Annotated in this window: 16 protein-coding genes and 1 tRNA gene; 2 read left to right on the top strand and 15 right to left on the bottom strand. The window is 62.1% G+C overall.

Features of this window, described 5'->3' with window-relative positions; all coding sequences use genetic code 11:
- The 10 genes from HPY58_07440 to HPY58_07395 form a co-directional block, all read right to left on the bottom strand.
- Positions 1 to 76, bottom strand: a tRNA-Lys gene (locus HPY58_07440).
- On the bottom strand, positions 67 to 306 hold the full coding sequence (locus HPY58_07435; protein ID NPV29476.1) for a hypothetical protein: 240 nt from the start codon (positions 304 to 306) through the stop codon (positions 67 to 69). The genes HPY58_07440 and HPY58_07435 overlap by 10 nt, the downstream gene beginning before the upstream one ends.
- A gap of 13 nt (positions 307 to 319) precedes the next feature.
- Complete coding sequence (locus HPY58_07430) at positions 320 to 1633, bottom strand: adenylosuccinate synthase (protein ID NPV29475.1); 1314 nt, start codon at positions 1631 to 1633, stop codon at positions 320 to 322.
- Positions 1634 to 1696: 63 nt separating this feature from the next.
- Complete coding sequence (locus HPY58_07425; protein NPV29474.1) at positions 1697 to 3106, bottom strand: NAD(P)/FAD-dependent oxidoreductase; 1410 nt, start codon at positions 3104 to 3106, stop codon at positions 1697 to 1699.
- Positions 3107 to 3311: 205 nt separating this feature from the next.
- Positions 3312 to 4727, bottom strand: a complete 1416-nt coding sequence (dnaB, locus tag HPY58_07420) for a replicative DNA helicase (GenBank protein ID NPV29473.1) — start codon at positions 4725 to 4727, stop codon at positions 3312 to 3314.
- On the bottom strand, positions 4727 to 6676 hold the full coding sequence (gene lonC, locus HPY58_07415; protein ID NPV29472.1) for an ATP-dependent protease, Lon family: 1950 nt from the start codon (positions 6674 to 6676) through the stop codon (positions 4727 to 4729). The genes dnaB and lonC overlap by 1 nt, the downstream gene beginning before the upstream one ends.
- Before the next feature lie 33 nt (positions 6677 to 6709).
- Entirely contained in the window at positions 6710 to 7162 is a 453-nt protein-coding gene (locus HPY58_07410; protein NPV29471.1) for a 50S ribosomal protein L9, read from the bottom strand.
- Positions 7159 to 8868 (bottom strand): recombinase RecJ, encoded by a 1710-nt coding sequence (locus tag HPY58_07405; protein ID NPV29470.1) that lies wholly within the window; start codon positions 8866 to 8868, stop codon positions 7159 to 7161. Before HPY58_07405 ends, HPY58_07410 begins: the two co-directional genes overlap by 4 nt.
- A 249-nt stretch (positions 8869 to 9117) precedes the next feature.
- Positions 9118 to 10830 (bottom strand): methyl-accepting chemotaxis protein, encoded by a 1713-nt coding sequence (locus HPY58_07400; protein NPV29469.1) that lies wholly within the window; start codon positions 10828 to 10830, stop codon positions 9118 to 9120.
- 225 nt (positions 10831 to 11055) lie between these two features.
- Positions 11056 to 11331, bottom strand: a complete 276-nt coding sequence (locus tag HPY58_07395) for a hypothetical protein (protein ID NPV29468.1) — start codon at positions 11329 to 11331, stop codon at positions 11056 to 11058.
- Positions 11332 to 11475: 144 nt separating this feature from the next.
- On the opposite strand from HPY58_07395, the gene HPY58_07390 reads away from it, so the two are divergent.
- Positions 11476 to 11868, top strand: coding sequence for a hypothetical protein (locus tag HPY58_07390; GenBank protein ID NPV29467.1), 393 nt, complete (start codon positions 11476 to 11478; stop codon positions 11866 to 11868).
- Between the two features lie 201 nt (positions 11869 to 12069).
- Here HPY58_07390 and HPY58_07385 read toward each other — a convergent pair whose 3' ends face one another.
- The 3 genes from HPY58_07385 to HPY58_07375 all read right to left on the bottom strand — a co-directional run bounded on the left by HPY58_07385 (position 12070) and on the right by HPY58_07375 (position 13124).
- On the bottom strand, positions 12070 to 12297 hold the full coding sequence (locus HPY58_07385; protein NPV29466.1) for a 30S ribosomal protein S18: 228 nt from the start codon (positions 12295 to 12297) through the stop codon (positions 12070 to 12072).
- Positions 12298 to 12369: 72 nt separating this feature from the next.
- A complete protein-coding gene (locus HPY58_07380; GenBank protein ID NPV29465.1) occupies positions 12370 to 12792 on the bottom strand; it encodes a single-stranded DNA-binding protein in 423 nt (140 codons plus the stop codon).
- A gap of 41 nt (positions 12793 to 12833) precedes the next feature.
- Positions 12834 to 13124, bottom strand: a complete 291-nt coding sequence (locus tag HPY58_07375) for a 30S ribosomal protein S6 (GenBank protein NPV29464.1) — start codon at positions 13122 to 13124, stop codon at positions 12834 to 12836.
- 182 nt (positions 13125 to 13306) lie between these two features.
- On the opposite strand from HPY58_07375, the gene HPY58_07370 reads away from it, so the two are divergent.
- Entirely contained in the window at positions 13307 to 14284 is a 978-nt protein-coding gene (locus tag HPY58_07370) for a hypothetical protein (protein NPV29463.1), read from the top strand.
- A gap of 60 nt (positions 14285 to 14344) precedes the next feature.
- On the opposite strand, the gene HPY58_07365 is transcribed toward HPY58_07370, so the two are convergent.
- Both HPY58_07365 and ychF read right to left on the bottom strand, forming a co-directional pair.
- The gene (locus tag HPY58_07365) at positions 14345 to 14797 is read right to left on the bottom strand and encodes an EamA family transporter (protein ID NPV29462.1); all 453 of its coding nucleotides are present in this window, start codon (positions 14795 to 14797) and stop codon (positions 14345 to 14347) included.
- Positions 14798 to 14917: 120 nt separating this feature from the next.
- A complete protein-coding gene (ychF, locus tag HPY58_07360) occupies positions 14918 to 15994 on the bottom strand; it encodes a redox-regulated ATPase YchF (protein NPV29461.1) in 1077 nt (358 codons plus the stop codon).

The raw sequence follows: 15994 nt of genomic DNA, 5'->3' as shown, positions 1-15994 counted from the left end.
TGGTGAGCCATGGTGGACTCGAACCACCGACACCCTGATTAAAAGTCAGGTGCTCTACCAGCTGAGCTAATGGCCCACCTCTTGTGAGTTGTTCCAGCCATATGTTACAACAGAAGCCCCGTTTCTGTCAACACCCTTTTGGCGAAACCGGGCGAAACCGGGAGCCGGTAAACCGGCAAGGCAGCCGCCTGCTCCAACCATGTCGGCAACGCACCTGCACGCCTCCCCAACCAGACGGCCGGGCCGCCGCCTGCCCAGCACGCCCGTAGCCTGCTTATCCAAACCGGCAGGCAAGCCGCTTAACATCCGGAATCCGCAACTACAACGATTGCGAGACCGTTTCGCGTCGGGAGAAGAAGACGTCCCGGAGGACGACGGTCTGCTCCCGGTCCGGCCCCACAGAAACCATCACAACGGGAATCCCCGTGAGCACGGCAATCCGATCCAGGAAGCGGCGCGCCGCCGGGGGCAGCTCCTCCTCCCGCCGCGCCCGCGAGGTATCCTGCTGCCAGCCCTCGAAGACTTCGTAAACCGGCTCGCACTCCTGGAGCACCCGCAAGCTGGCAGGGAACTCCGTAATCACCTTTCCCCCGGCGCGGTAGGCGGTGCACAACCTGATCTCGGGCAGGGAGTCGAGAACATCCAGCTTGGTGATGATGAGGCCTCCCAGGCCGTTGACCCGCGCCGCGTAGCGGACCATCACCAGGTCGAGCCACCCGCAGCGGCGAGGGCGGCCCGTGGTGGTTCCGAACTCTCTCCCCCGCTCCCGGATTTCGTCGCACTGCGCCCCCTTCAATTCCGTCGGGAAGGGCCCCTCCCCGACCCGGGTCAGGTAGGCCTTGCAGACCCCGAGCACGAGGCTGACTGCGGTGGGCCCGACACCCGCCCCGGTGCATACCCCCCCGGCGGTGGGGCTGGAAGAGGTCACGTAGGGATAAGTGCCGTGGTCGACGTCGAGCATGGTTCCCTGGGCGCCCTCGAAGAGGATGTTCCTCCCCTCCGCCAGGGCTTCGGCGAGGACCAGGGAGGTGTCAACAAGATAGGGGCGCAGCCGCTCCACGTAAGGCTCCAGCCAGGCAACGATCTGCTCCGGCTTAAACCCCGGCACCCCGTAGAGCCGCTCGAAAATCCGGTTCTTTTCGCGGACCATCTGGGAAAGGCGCGCCTCCCAGTCCGGCTCCAGCAGCTCCCCCACCCGGAGCCCGCTCCGCGCCACCTTGTCCACGTAGGCGGGGCCGATGCCGCGCCTCGTGGTCCCGATGCGCTCCTTTCCCCGGCTCTCTTCCTCCAGCTCGTCCAGCCGCAGGTGGTACGGCAGCAAAAGATGCGCCCGGTCGCTGATGTAAAGGCGGGCGGTTTCCAGGCCCTGGGCGCGAAAAGCGTCCAGCTCCTGGAATAAAACCTCCGGATCGATCACCATCCCGTTTCCGATCACGCAAATTTTATCGGGGTAAAGGATCCCCGAGGGAATCAGGTGGAGGCGAAACTCCCGGGAGCCGACGACAACGGTGTGGCCTGCGTTGTTCCCCCCTTGATACCGCACAACAAGATCGGCCCGGCGGGCAAGATAATCGGTGACCTTTCCCTTTCCTTCGTCGCCCCACTGCGCCCCCACAATCACGATACCTGGCATGCTCCTCTGCCTCCTAACGCTCTGGCATCTTTTTCTCTGTACCTCCCCGGTCCCAGGCCGGAGTTAAACCCCGGCACAGGCGCGCCGGGCGATTTCCCGCGCCACCACCACCCCGCTCAGGGAGGCCTGGGCGAGTCCGCGGGTGATCCCCGCCCCGTCCCCCGCAACGAAGAGGTTGCAGACCCCGGTCTCCAGGTTCCTGTTCACCTCAAGGCGGGAGGAGTAGAACTTCACCTCCACGCCGTACAGGAGGGTGTGCCGGGAGTAAATCCCGGGTGCAACCTGGTCCATCGCCTTGAGCATCTCAAGAATCGCCAGAAAGTGGCGGTAGGGAAGCACCAGGGAGAGGTCGCCGGGTGTGGCTTCTTTCAGCGTGGGCTCCACAAGCCCCCTGGCGATCCGCTCCGGCGTGGAGCGCCGGCCTGCCATCAGGTCGCCCAGCCGCTGCACAATCACGCCGCCCCCCAGCAGATTCGCGAGGCGGGCGATGTACTTGCCGTAGGCGATCGGCTCTTTAAAGGGATCCGTGAAGCTCTTGCTCACGAGGAGGGCAAAGTTCGTGTACTCGGTTTTCTTTTCGGCGTGGCTGTGGCCGTTTACGGTGAGGATCCCGTCGGTGTTTTCCATCACCACTTCCCCGTAGGGGTTCATGCAGAAGGTGCGAACCTGGTCCTCAAAGGTCGGGGAGGAGTAGACAAACTTGGCCTCATAGGTCAGCCTGGTGAGGGGCTCCATCACAACGGCGGGCAGCTCCACCCGGAGCCCGATGTCAACGGGGTTGATTGCGGTTTTCAGCCCGAGGCGGGCAGCCTCGCCGGCCATCCACTCCGCACCGCGCCGGCCCGGAGCGCAGACGACGTAGCGGGCCGCGATCTCTTCCCCGTCTTCGGTCACGACCCCCCTCGCCGCCCCGTCCCGGACAAGCAGAGAGGCAACCGGGCGCCTGGTCTGGATCGCCACACCCCGCTCCAGGAGGTAGTCCTGCATGCCCTGCAAGATCGCCTGGGTGCGCCCCGTTCCCAGGTGGCGCACCGGGGCCGGGATCAGGCGCAGGCCGGCAAGGGCGGCGCGCCGCTGGAGGGCCGCAATCTCCTCCTGATTTTCGAGCCCGTGGACCTCCCGGGGCGCCCCGAACTCAAGATAAACCTCGTGGATGTACCTGATTCCCTCCTCAAGCTCCTCCCGGTCCAGGTACCGGTCGAGCGCCCCGCCGACCTCGGTGGAAAGCGCGAGCTTCCCGTCGCTGAAAGCCCCCGCCCCGCCCCATCCCGAAACAATGGAGCAGGCGGGGCAGCCGAAACAGGGGGATTTTTCCGTGCGCGCCGGACACGTTCGCTTCTGGAGGTCCTCCCCCTTTTCCAGCATCAAAATCTTGAGGCCCGCACCCCGCCTGACCAGCTCCAGGGCGCAGAAAATCCCTGCCGGACCCGCACCGACGATTACCACATCGTATTTTGCCCCGGTTTCTGCCATCGCGCGCGGCACCCCCTTCTCCCGGACACAACTGCCCAACTGCCTGGTCGAACCGGTTCCAAAACAAGGAAACGTTGAAGAAAAAAGCGCAAAACAAAAGCACAAAATAAAAAAAGCGGGATGCTTCACCAAACCGACAGATCCTGGCAATGTAATCTTAACAGAAGCGGGTCCTGATGTCAAGCAAAGCAGGGGTTGGGCGGGGTCAGGCGCGCCTCCTGCCGGGCTTCTGGGGCGGGGGGGCCGGAGGAGCCTCCCGCTCGTCCTCCTCTTCCTCCCCACCCGGGGGAGGCAGCGGCGTCTTCTCGAGGTTGACAAACTTCGTAAACTCCTTCAAAAAGGCGAGCTCCACAGTTCCCACCGGCCCGTTGCGCTGCTTGGCAACGATGATCTCCGCAATCCCCTTTTTTTCGGAATGAGGATTGTAGTAATCATCCCGGTAAATGAACATCACCACGTCGGAGTCCTGCTCCAGGCTCCCGCTCTCCCGGAGATCGGAGAGCATCGGGATCCGCTCCCCCCGCTGCTCCACGGCGCGGCTCAGCTGGGAGAGGGCGAGCACCGGGATGTCCAGCTCCCGGGCGAGGGATTTCAGGAAGCGCGAGATCTCCGAGATCTCCTGCACCCGGTTTTCCATCCGCCTCCCGGTCTGCATCAGCTGCAGGTAGTCGATCACCAGAAAGCCGACCTGGTGCTCGATCTTGAGGCGCCTCGCCTTGCTCCGCAGCTCCAGCAGGGAAATCGCCGGGGTGTCGTCGATAAAGATGGGCGCTTCAGCCAGCCGGCTGGCGGCACGGACGAGGCGCGGCCAGTCCTCCTCGGTGAGGAAGCCGGTGCGCAGGCGCTGCTGGTCCACCAGCGCCTCCGCGCACAAAAGGCGCTGCACCACCTGCTCCCCCGCCATTTCCAGGCTGAAGATCCCGACCGGTACCCCCGCCTTTAAGGCCACGTTCTGAGCAATGTTCAGGCCCAGAGAGGTCTTTCCCATCGAGGGGCGCGCTGCCAGCAAGATCAGGTCGCTGGGCTGAAGGCCGGAGGTGAGGCGGTCCAGTTCGGTAAAACCCGTCGGGAGGCCGGTGACCTCCCCCTTGCGCTGGTAGAGGTGTTCGATCTTTTCGAGGGCCTCCAGGAGCAGGTCCTTCACGGGGCGGTAGCTCCGGGTCTGGCGGCGCATGCTTAAATCCAGAATCATCCGCTCCGCCTCGTCGAGGAGGCGCTCGCTTTCCACACCCTCTTCGTAGCCCCGCGCCGCCAGCTGGGTGCAGCCGGAAATCAGGGAGCGCAACAGCCCCTTTTCCGCCACAATCTGGGCATAGTACCTGATATTGGCTGCGGTGGGAACGGAGCCGGCAAGGGAGGCAAGGTAGCTTGCTCCTCCTATTTTTTCCAGGAGCCCCCGCTTCGTGAGCTCCTCGGCGACCGTCACCAGATCCACCGGGCGGCCGGCCTCCGCCAGGTCCCGGAGGACCCGGAAGAGGTCGCGGTGCCCTTCTCCATAGAAGTCCTCGGGCTTTAAAATCTCCGCGATGGAGAGAAAGCTGTCCGGGGCGAGAAGCAGCGCGCCCAGCACGGCCTGCTCCGCTTCCAGGTTGTAGGGAGGGAGGCGGTCAAGGAGCTCCATCAAGCATCCTCTCCCTCGCCCGGCGTGTACAAGACATGGGGAAGGGCCTCAACGACCTCGCCAACGGCAACTACTTCCACCCCCCAGTCCCGGGAGAGATTCAGGGCGTTTTCGCGGGGCACGATCACCTTCTCGATCCCGGCCTGACGCGCTCCGAAGACCTTTTCGGGAACCTGCCCGACCGCCCGGACGCGGCCCTGGATTGAGAGCTCCCCGGTCACCGCCACATCCTGGCGCAGGGGAACCCCCTCCACCGCGCTGTAGAGGGCGAGAAAAACCGCCAGGCCGGCGGAGGGCCCCTCCACCCTTCCCCCGCCGATGATATTGATGTGGAGGTCGAAATCGGCGGCATCCTTTCCCGTAACCTTCCTGAAAACGGCAAGGGCGTTGAAAACCGAATCCTTCGCCATAACTCCTGCGGCGTCGTTGAACCGGACGCTTCCCTGGCGCTCCCGCGCCGCCGGAAAGGCAACTGCCTCGATCTCCAGGATCGTTCCGATGTAGCCGGAAACGGCCAGGCCGAAGACCTTTCCGATCTCCCCGCACGGCGCGGCGCGCCGGGTCACAAAGGGGGTCAGCCTGCTCACGTAGAGGACCTCCTGCAGGTCCTCAAGCCCGATCCGGACCCGCCTCCTCCGGCGCTGCTCCTGCCTCTCCCGGTAGCAGGCCATCGCATATGAATCCACCAGAATGCTGGTGGCCTTCCGCGCCTCGCGGGTGTACTCGCAGATCGCCTCCGCAACCCCGGGCTCCAGCAGCACGCCCAGCTTCCGGGCGGCCTGGCAGACCACCTGCCGGATGTCCTCGGGGGTCAGGGGGTCAAAAAAGATTTCGGCGCACCGGGAGCGAAAGGCAGGGTTGATCTCCTCCGGCTCGCGGGTGGTCGCCCCGATCAGCACGAAGTCGGCCGGCGCCCCCTCCTCGAAGAGCTTTTTGATGTACTGAGGGACGTGGGGGTCGTTCGGCTCGTAATAAGAAGACTCAAAGACGACCCGCTTGTCCTCCAGCACCTTCAGGAGCTTGTTCTGCAAAATGGGGTCGAGGTCCCCGATTTCATCGATGAACAGCACCCCGCCGTGGGCGTCCGTAACCAGCCCCAGCTTGGGCTCGGGAACTCCGCTTTCCGCCAGATCCCGCCGCGCCCCCTGGTAGATGGGGTCGTGCACCGAACCCAGCAGGGGGTTGGTCACCTCCCGGGGGTCCCACCTCAGGGTCGACCCATCCACCTCGATGAAAGGGGCGTCGGGGCGAAAGGGGCTCCCGCCCAGCGTTTTCACATATTCAAGGGCGATTCTGGCCGCCGAAGTCTTCCCGACGCCGGGCGGGCCGTACAGGAGGATGTGCTGGGGGTAAGGCGCCGCCAGCTTCGCGATCAGGGCCCTTACGGCCCGCTCCTGCCCGATGATCTCGGCAGGCGTGCGGGGGCGGAGCACCTCCGCCACACGGGCGTTGAGCTGGACCTGGTTCATTTTTTCTAAAATCGCCAGCTTTTTCAGGGTTGCCGCGTTCTCAGACCCTCCCCTTTCCTTGAGGATCTGAACCTTCATGTCCTTCAAATACTGCTCGTGGCGCTCCTGGATCTTCTCCGCGATCTTTTTCTCGATATCCTCCTCCACGATCCGCCGCGCCACGACCTGGGCGAGCTCCTCCTCCAGCTCCTTCAACAGGCCGGGAATCTCGTCAGGCAGCGGGGTCCTTTCAAGGGTCGGGTCCCCCATGACGAGCTTCTGGAGGGCGAGCACCTGCCGGGGCAGCCGGGGAGAGCGCATCGCTTCGAGAATCCCCAGCTTGCTCGCCCGGAGAACCAGCTTTTCGGGCCCGTAGAGATCACTGAGAATTGCGTAAAGGGCCGCCACCTGCCTCCTTAATTCCTGCTCCTTTGCCTCTCCTTCCTTTGAACCATCCGGAGCCTTCCAGGAAAGCAGCCCCTTCTTGCCTGCCCTCGCCATCTCCAGCCTCCCTCCCTTCTACTGCGGCGCTCTTTAAGGGTTCGCCGCGACCACGCTCACCTTAATCTCCACCTCGACCCCGGGGTGGAGGCGGAGCAGCACGGGGAACGTGCCCAGGGTTTTGATCGGCTCGGAAAGCTCGATCTTGCGCCTGTCGACAGCCCGGCCCAGGAGCTTCTCCAGCTCCCGCGCCACGTCGCGGCTCGTCACCGCCCCGTACAGCCTGCCGCCCTCGCCGGCCCGGCTCGCAATGGTTAAAGTGAGGCCCTTCAGCCTTGCAGCAGCGGCCTCGGCCTCCTGCCGGGCGCGGGCCTCCTTCCTGGCGCGCCCCTCCTGAATCAGAGCCGCCTCTTTCAGCTTTCCCTCCGAAGCCGGTACAGCAAGCCCGCGCGGGATCAGGTAGTTGCGCCCGTAGCCCTCTGCGACCTCGATGACATCCCCTTTTTTGCCCAGGTTCTTGACATCTTCCCTTAAAATCACCTTCACGGCTTTTCTCCCCCCGCTTCTCCTCCCGCATTTTCGCCCGCGGCCCTGAGGGCTTCCACCAGCCGGGTGCGGGCCGACCTGAGGTCGCTCCCCGCAAGGTAAGCCCCGGCAACGGTGAAGTGCCCCCCTCCCCCAAGCATCTCCATGATCCGGTGGACGTTCACCTCGCCTGCGGAGCGGGCGCTGATCGCGGTCCCCCCGGGCGCGGGGTACAGCACAAAGGAGGCAGCCACCCCCTCAACCTCCAGCAGGGTCTCGGCGGCGCGCGCCGCCGCCACCTGGGCCTCGGGGAATTCCTGCTCGTGCCAGGCGAGGGCGTACCGCCCCTCGAGAATTTCCGCGTTTTCCAGAAGCTGCGCCCGGTAGAGGAGCGCCGGCAAACCTGACCTGAAGAGAGACCTGATCACGGCGGGATCGGCCCCCGCCTCCCGCAGCAGGGCGGCGGCCTGGAAGGTGCGGGCGCTGGTCGCAAAGGTGAACTGCTTGGTGTCGACGATCAGGCCGGCCAGCAGCGCCGTTGCCGTAAGGGGAGACAGCGTCACCTCCTCCGGGAGGTAGCGGATCAGTTCTCCCACAAGCTCGGAGGCAGAAGAGGCCCCGGGTTCCAGATAGGCAAAATTGGCCCGCTCCAGAAACTCCGCACCGCGCCGGTGGTGGTCGATCACGCCGATGTAGCCGGCCCGGCTCAGGAGCGGGGGATAGGCCACCATCTCGGGGCGGTGCACGTCTACCAGCAGGAGGAGGGTGTGGGAGCCTACCTTTTCCCCGATTTCCTTCCCCTTCCCCAGCAGCCCCGGGTGCTTCCCGGCAACCGCCTCCAGGAGCCTTTCGATGGTCCCGCCGGGGTGGTCCACCACAACCCGCACCTCTTTGCCGTAATGCTGCGCCGCTTCCGCCAGGCCCAGGGCCGCCCCCAGGACATCGAAGTCAATACATGCGTGTCCCATGACCACCACCAGGCCGCACTGCCGGAAAAGGCCGTCCAGTTCGGTGGCGGCAAGCCGGGCGCGCACCTGGCTCCTCCTGCCTACCGCCTCGGTCCGCCCCCCGTAAAACCAGGTGTGGTCCGGGTCCTTCACCACAGCCTGATCCCCTCCCCGCGCCAGGGCGAGGTCAAGGGCCTGCTGAGCAAGCTGCCCCAGCGCCCCGGGGTCTCCCCCTCCCCCTTTTCCGGCTCCAATGCTCAGGGTCACCGGAAGGGTGTTCCCCGCTTTTACTTCCCGGATCCGGTCCAGGATGGGAAATCCTCTTTCCTCAAGGGAGGCAAGCTCCCTTGCAGGAAGGAGCAGGAGGTACCGGTCGCGCCCGTCTTTGCGCAGGTAGGCCTTGAGCGAACGCGCCCACTCCCGCAGGAGTTTGTCTACTTCTGCCACCAGCAGAGGGCGCTGCTCCTCGATCATCCCCTGAAAAACCTCGTCGTAGTCGTCGACCTGCAGGAGGGCAAGGGCAAGCCCGGCCTCGGGCGGAGGCGCGGCGAAAAGCTCCTCTTCGCAATGCGCGAGCTCCTCCCTCATTTCCCTTTCCCGGGCGGCGTCTTCCTTTTTATCTAAATATGCAAGCCCGTACATCGCGCCAACGGTCAAAAGAAAACCGAAAATCCCCAGCATCAGATAATAGCTTGCCAGGGCGAGGCTTGTAAAGGCGAGCAAGGCTCCCGTCCCAATGAAAAAAAGCCGTTTATAGTTGCGGTAGAACTTCGATTCCACACAATCCCCCGCTTTCTCGTTTTTTTTAGAGTTCGGCAACTCCTTCTTCGATTCCTGCCGGGAACCAACCCTTTTCGCTGGTATTTTGGTTCCGCTTCAAGGAGAATATTCCTGACGCGGGCTGCTTTCCTGCGGCCCGGGGGCGATCGAGGTGCAAGAAAAAATGGGGGCCGGCACGGCTCCCATAAAATACAGTTTCCTTAATTAAATTCCAATTCCCCTGATGAGCAGAATAAATTAAGCTATAGATTAAGTTCTGAACTGCTGCACCATTGCATTCAACCGCTGGGCAAGGCCCGCCTGCTCCTGGGCCACCCTCGCCACCTCTTCAATTGCTTTTGCCGTTTCCGTGACGCTGAGCGAGATTTCCTGCGAGCCGGAGGCGGCCTGCTCTGCGGAGGCGGCCACGGCCTCAATGGCCCTGTTAACCTGTTCAATGGACGCCATCATCTGCTGGGTGGCGGCGGCAAAGTCGGAGACGAGGCCTGCCACGAGCCCGGCGTCCTGCTGGTACTGGATGCCCGTCTGGACCAGGACTTCGTAGTCAGAGGTGACCTTCTCGTCGATGAATTTCAAGAGCTCCCCGGCATTTTCGGAGAGGTTCCTGAACGCTTCCTGGACCTGCCTGATCACCGTCTGGATGCTGGAGACGGTTGCCGCCGACTGCTCGGCCAGTTTCCGCACCTCTTCGGCGACGACGGCAAAGCCCCGGCCCTGCTCCCCGGCGCGGGCGGCCTCAATGGCGGCATTGAGGGCCAGGAGGTTGGTCTGGCTTGCGATTTCCGAAATAACTCCGGCCATCTTTCCGATTTCCGCAACCACTTTTCCTTCTTCGATTGCCTTCAGGATCGAGGCCTGTTTTTCACCATACAGGGATCTGGCAATCTCTCTGGATTCTTCCGCGCCTTTTTTCATTTCCCCGGCCCGTGATTCGATTTCTTTTGCCGTAAGACTTCCTTCCTCGGCTTTCCTGGCGAGCTGGCTGATGGCCTTCACGATTTCCTGCCCTGAGGCGCTCATCTCCTCGGTCGAGGCGCTGGTCTCCTCCGTCCCTGCTGCAATTTCCTGGGCGCGGGCGTTGATGTTCTGGGTCTGGGCGGAGATCTCCTCCACCGTCGCGGAGAGCTGCTGGCTGGAGGCGCTCAAGCTGCCTGCATTATCCATCACCTCGGCGATCAGATTCCGCACGTTTTGAACAGCATTGTTCAGGGCCTGGGCGAGGGCTCCCAGCTCGTCTTTTGTATCAAGGTCGATCTTCTGCGAAAGGTCTCCGGCGCCCACGGCCTCGGCAAAGGCGACTCCCTGCTTCAAGGGGCGGGTAATCACCTGGCTGATCACAACCCCAAAGATTATTGCAAGCAAGAAGCCCAGGCCGGCGAGAAAAATCATAGACTTAACGGATCGTGCGTATAAAACCTCGCTTGCGGCGTTAATTTCACCGGCTCTCTTCTTGAGCAAGTTGATTAATTTGTCCAGGGTTCCCTCGGTTTCGTCGATGACTCCAGAAATTTCTTTATATGCAAGAATGGCCTCTTCCCGTTTGTTTTCCCGGGCGAACCCGATCACCTTCTCGCGCAGGGAGCGATACTGGCTTATGTGCCCTTCAAATTCACTCCACAGCTGCTTTTCCTCGGGGGTCAACCCGGTGCCTGCATACTCCTTCTCCAGCCTCTGGTCTTCTTCGGTAATACTTTCAAGATCCGCCTGTGCCTGGGAAAAGTCTGATGCACTGCCACTATACGCAATGATCAACATATCAGAGCGGGCTTTCAAGAGGTTTTTCTGAATGGTCGTGAGAATTTCCATCGGCACCAACCCGTCATTATTGATAGCCTTCCCGCTTTCATTTATTTTTTGCATGTTCCTGATGCCAATCAAACCCACAACACCTATGAACAAGGCCACGATGATAAACCCTGTAATCAATTTTGCCGCGGTTTTAAGGTTTAAAAACCATTTCATTCCAAACCCCTCCTCATTTTATTCTGGATTTTAATTTAAATTAAATTAACGACCCCCCTGAGAAAACCGGGCAAGTTGGGCTTTTTTCCACCTCCCTCCATGAATGAGCGTCCGGAGCATCCCGGACAAAACAAAAAAGTTAGGGCTTACCCTAACCGCTTCTTGCATGAGGAGGCGCGGAAAACCCCGCTCTGCTTAAACAAATATTGATGTCAGTAGAAACGATTATTGATTGATTGATTGATTGATTGATTGATTGATTGATTGATTGATTGATTGATTGATTGATTGATTGATTGATTGATTGATTGATTGATTGATTGATTGATTGATTGATTGATTGATGCAAGAAGTGTGCCAGCCATCAAGCGCCCCCTTATCAGCCCGTGGGACCCCAACAGATCCCGCATGTCCGAAAAAATGCCGGATATCTCGAAATACCTCTGGACATCCCTGAGAGTGGAAAACCATGCCAGAACTGCTATTTTCAGTTCGACGCAAGCCCCTATTTTTCCTGCTGCTGTCTTAAAATTTTTTGCAAATTATTTAGGCAATAATACCTAATCACCGTGAGCTGCGCCGCCCGGGTCGCGGCGCGGCAGCCCTCCCGAACCGGAGGAGGAACTGGATCCCGAAGACCAGGGGATGAAGGCCATCAACTACCGGAGCGAGCCCTTCGAGAACAGGCTCAAAGCCGTTCCCGAGGTCCACAAGGTCTTCAGCTCCCTCTTCCATCCCGACCCGGCGACACCGGTGTTCGAGGCTATCGCCGGGGACCCCGTTACAATCCGCCTCCTCATGCCGGCAGACAAACCGAGGGCGCGCAGCTTCGTCCTGCACGCCCACAACTACCGGCAGCTGCCGGAGGACCTCTATTCCCAAACGGTAGCCGTCAGGGGTGCAATCACGGTGGGGGAAAGGCTGTCGGCAAAAATCCGGGGGGAATCAGCCCGGCAGGAACCCCGGGTGACTTCATGTACCGCTCCGGCCTCATCCGTTGGGATGTGGAACTCGGCATGTGGGGCATCCTCCGGGTGAAAGACAAAAACACCTCAACCCTTCTCAGGCTCCCGGGCGCGAAAAGCCCGTAAAGGGTTGGGCGTTCGCGCGCCCGGGGCGGGTCCGCCCGGGAAGAGGCTGCGGGAAAGCGAAGGCGGATCCGGGGTCTCCGCCGGAGGGCCAGCTCAAAAAAGTCTGTAAAAAAAAGGGAACCTGCTGTGCAGGCTCCCCTCAATTTCTTTATTCAACGGTGAAAGGCAGGAGGGCGACATTCCGCGCCCGCTTGATCGCCACCGTCAGCTGGCGCTGGTGCCCGGCGCAGTTTCCGGAAATCCGGCGCGGCAAAATCTTCCCCCGCTCCGTGATGTACTTCCGCAGCCTGTAGACATCTTTGTAATCTATGTAATCGATCCGATCCACGCAAAAACTGCAGACCTTTTTCCTCTTCTTCCCGCGCTCGCGCCGCAAGATTCCACCTCCTAAATGCACACTTGAAAATACCGGCCTGAGCAAAAAAGGAACAGCTCCAAAAAGCGGGTCCTAAAACGGGGGTTCTCCGGGTTCGAAACCGTCGCCCCCGAGATCCTCTGCAGGGAACCCCAGGTCGGGCTCCGGAACAGCTCCCGCACCCGCTCCCTCCCGGGCGCGGTCCAAAAACCTCACCGTTTCCCCGATCACTTCCGTAGCGGTGCGGTTCTGGCCCTCCGGGGTCTGGTAGGTGCGGACCTGGAGCCGCCCTTCCACGGCCACCAGGCGCCCCTTCCCCAGGTAATTGGCGCACGTTTCCGCCTGCTTCCCCCAGACGACGATCCGGATAAAATCGGTCTCCCGCACCCCCTGGCTGTTGACAAAGGGCCGGTCCACCGCCAGGGTGAAGTTGGCCACCGCCACCCCCGAGGGGGTAAAGCGGAGCTCCGGCTCCCGGGTGAGCCGCCCGATTAAAATTACCCGGTTCAAAAACAAGGCCTTTCCCCCTCCCCAATCCTGAAAACCGCCCGGTGGCTCTACGCCACCTCCCGGCGGATGATCAAATGGCGCAGCACCTCATCGGAGATGCGCATCACCCGGTCGAGCTCCTTCGCCGTTTCAGGCTCCCCCTGGAAGAGAATCAGGACGTAGAAACCCTCCCGAAAATCCTGGATCTCGTAGGCCATCCGCTTTTTGCCCCAGCGGCTGACCTGTTCGACGGCGCCTTTGTTCTGCTGGATGAGGCTGGTGAACTTTTCGACAGCGGCATTTGTTGCCTCCTCTTCGAGATCCGGCCTCAAAACAAAAAGTGCTTCGTAGGCGCGCATAGCCAACACCTCCTCCCTCTGGACTTGCGGCCCCCGCAGGGGCAGGGATGTACGGTGGGATTATACCACATCCGCCCCCCAAAAACAACCCGCCCGAGAGGGCGGCTTGCCTCTGACAGGCGTATATTTTCCGGCTGCAGGAGGGAATTTAAAGATGGCGTCTTGATTTGCCCGGCACCCGGATGAGACTGCCGAGAAGGTTCGAAGCAGGAGTGTTTATCTTGCGCATAAAATGGTTCATGACGGCCGGCCTGGCCATGGCGGTGGTTACGGGGGCCATCTTCTTCGCCGAAACCAGACCCGGAAAGGCTTTCCTGGCGCGTCTATGGGACGGCAAGGGTGCGCCCCGCGAGGGCAAGATGCAGGCGCTGGTTCCCGAAGCCCCGCCGGGCGGCGCGGTGCGTGAACCCCTGCCCTGGACAGGAAACAAGCAGGTGGAGGCTCTGAAAAAGAAACACAACACTCCTTTGCTCATGGCTGCCTACCGGGCAAGGCTTCCCGATCCCATCATGGACGAGGCCTACAACATTGACCTGGCTGCGAAAATGCTGGCCGGGACGGTGGTTGCACCCGGCGAGGTTTTTTCCATGAACAGGCGGCTTGGCCCCTACACGAGGGAGCGGGGCTTCAAGAACGGCCCCATGTACGCAGGCAACCGCATCGTGCCGGCCGTGGGTGGAGGAGTGTGCAAGATCGCCTCCCTGCTCTACAACGTGGTGATCCTCAGCGACCTCCAGGTGGTGGAGCGGCACCCCCACTATATGACCGTGCCCTACGTGCCCCCGGGCCAGGATGCCACGGTAGCCTACGGAGCCTACGATTTCCGGTTCAAAAACACCAGCGGAGGCCCCATTCTCATCTGGGCGGACATGGTAGGGGACACCCTGTACATGGCCGTCTACGGCCAGAAGAGGCCGCCTCTGGTCACCTGGCACCACGAAACCCTGAGCCGCTCAAAATTCTGGACCAGGGTCCAGTACAACCCCTCGCTGCCGCCCGGGACGGAAAGAGAGGTCATTCCCGGCCACGAAGGGGTGGTGGTCCGTTCCTGGCTGACCATTAAGACGGCAGACGGCAAGATCATCCGGCGGGATCTGGGCACCGACTGCTACCGGGCCTGTCCCCGCGTTGTTGAACGCAGCCCGGTCCGGGGCAGGTAAAAGGCCGGGCCGCTCCTCTAGCGCAAGGCAAAGACCCGGGTTTTCCCGGCCCGCCCCGAACTAAATTCTGGGTTCCAGCCCCACCAGCACCAACCCGCCGATGATCAGGAGGGCGCCTGCCACCTGCAGACAGGTAACGCGCTCCCCAAGAAGAGCGCAAGAGGCAAGCATGGTTACAAGGGGGGAAGAGGACATGATGAGGGTTACCTGGTTGATGTTCGCGCGCTTGAGGGCCATGAAGTAGGCAAGATCCCCTACCAGGGTAGCCAGCAGCGCCTCCAGGATGATGAAGATGAAGCTTCTGAGGGGAATGGCATGGAAGTGTTCATAACGACCAAAAACCAGATTCCAGCCCAGGATGAGGACGGCGGCAAAAATAGTGCGGATGCTCAGAGCTGTAATGGAGTGCACGCGGAACAGCCCCAGCTTTCCCAATACCGGTGCCAGCCCCCAGCAGAGCATAGCCAACAACGCCAGCAAGAGACCCAAGGCGTTCTCCTCCCGAGTAAACATATGGGGAGAAGACGCAGTTTAGAACTTGCATTTTAACAGCCACAACCTGCGTTCCTTAGGAACGCGCGCTGAAGACCGGCCGGACTGCCTGCCGCCAGACGGGAACGGACACGGAAGGCGTCAGGCGTGGTGGCGGAAGTGGATGAGGTCCCCCTCCTGCACCAGATAGTCGCGGCCCTCGAGCCGCAGGAGCCCCTGCTCGCGGGCGGCAGCCAGCGACCCCGCTCTCAGGAGATCTGCAAGAGAAACGACCTCGGCCCGGATGAAGGCCCTCGCAAAATCGGAGTGGATTTTTCCCGCCGCCTCCACGGCGCGGCTCCCTGCCGGAATCGTCCAGGCCCGGAGTTCGGGGCCGGTGGCCGTAAAAAAGGTAATGAAGTTCCCCAGCGTGTAGCAGGCGCGCACCAGCTGTACAAGCCCCGACTCTTCCCCGCCCCTGAAAAGCTCCTGCTCCTCCGGGGGAAGCTCCGCAAGCTCCGCCTCCCACCGGGCGTCCAGCACCACCAGCGGCGCCCCGCGCCCCGCCGCCACCTCCCGGACGGCCGCGAGGCAGGGGCCCCCCTCCTTCTCCTCCTCCCTGACGTTTGCCGCATAGACCACCGGCTTCGCAGTGAGGAGGAAGAGGGGGGCGAGGAGTTCCTCCCGCGCCTCCGGCAGCGACCGGGCGGGCTTTCCGGCAGCAAGGTGGGCGGCCAGGGCTTCCAGAAATCTTTCCTCCTCCCGCGCCCCCCTTTCCCCGGCCTTAACCGCGCGCGCCACCTTTTCCCGGCGCCGCGCCACGGTCTCCAGGTCGGCCAGCGCCAGCTCCACCTCCACCAGCTCCACATCCCGCCTGGGGTCAGGCTCACCGTAAGGGTGGGGGATGTTCTCCCCCCGGAAGCAGCGCACCACATGGACAAGGGCATCCATCTCCCGGATCGCGGCAAGAAACCTGTTGCCCAGGCCCTCCCCCCGGCTCGCCCCCTCCACCAGCCCGGCAATGTCCACGAACTCAACGGTGGCAGGAACGACCCGTTCCGGCTCCAGCAGGCGCGCCAGCTCCGCCAGGCGGGGATCCGGAACGGGGACGATCCCCCGGTTCGGGTCTACGGTGCTGAAGGGGTAGGGAGCAACATGAGCCTGCAGACCCGTTAAGGCATTGAAAAGGGTGGACTTGCCCGCGTTGGGAAGCCCTACCAGACCAACAGAAAAGGCCAT

Source organism: Bacillota bacterium (assembly GCA_013177945.1).
Taxonomy (GTDB): domain Bacteria; phylum Bacillota; class DSM-12270; order Thermacetogeniales; family Thermacetogeniaceae; genus Ch130.
This window is presented reverse-complemented; position numbering and strand designations above follow the sequence as displayed.

Coding starts and splice junctions, on each gene's coding strand:
- HPY58_07435 (NPV29476.1), bottom strand. CDS start 306: ATGTTAAGCGGCTTGCCTGCCGGTTTGGATAAGCAGGCTACGGGCGTG.
- HPY58_07430 (NPV29475.1), bottom strand. CDS start 1,633: ATGCCAGGTATCGTGATTGTGGGGGCGCAGTGGGGCGACGAAGGAAAG.
- HPY58_07425 (NPV29474.1), bottom strand. CDS start 3,106: ATGGCAGAAACCGGGGCAAAATACGATGTGGTAATCGTCGGTGCGGGT.
- dnaB (NPV29473.1), bottom strand. CDS start 4,727: ATGGAGCTCCTTGACCGCCTCCCTCCCTACAACCTGGAAGCGGAGCAG.
- lonC (NPV29472.1), bottom strand. CDS start 6,676: ATGGCGAGGGCAGGCAAGAAGGGGCTGCTTTCCTGGAAGGCTCCGGAT.
- HPY58_07400 (NPV29469.1), bottom strand. CDS start 10,830: ATGAAATGGTTTTTAAACCTTAAAACCGCGGCAAAATTGATTACAGGG.
- HPY58_07390 (NPV29467.1), top strand. CDS start 11,476: ATGAAGGCCATCAACTACCGGAGCGAGCCCTTCGAGAACAGGCTCAAA.
- HPY58_07375 (NPV29464.1), bottom strand. CDS start 13,124: ATGCGCGCCTACGAAGCACTTTTTGTTTTGAGGCCGGATCTCGAAGAG.
- HPY58_07370 (NPV29463.1), top strand. CDS start 13,307: ATGAGACTGCCGAGAAGGTTCGAAGCAGGAGTGTTTATCTTGCGCATA.
- HPY58_07365 (NPV29462.1), bottom strand. CDS start 14,797: ATGTTTACTCGGGAGGAGAACGCCTTGGGTCTCTTGCTGGCGTTGTTG.
- ychF (NPV29461.1), bottom strand. CDS start 15,994: ATGGCCTTTTCTGTTGGTCTGGTAGGGCTTCCCAACGCGGGCAAGTCC.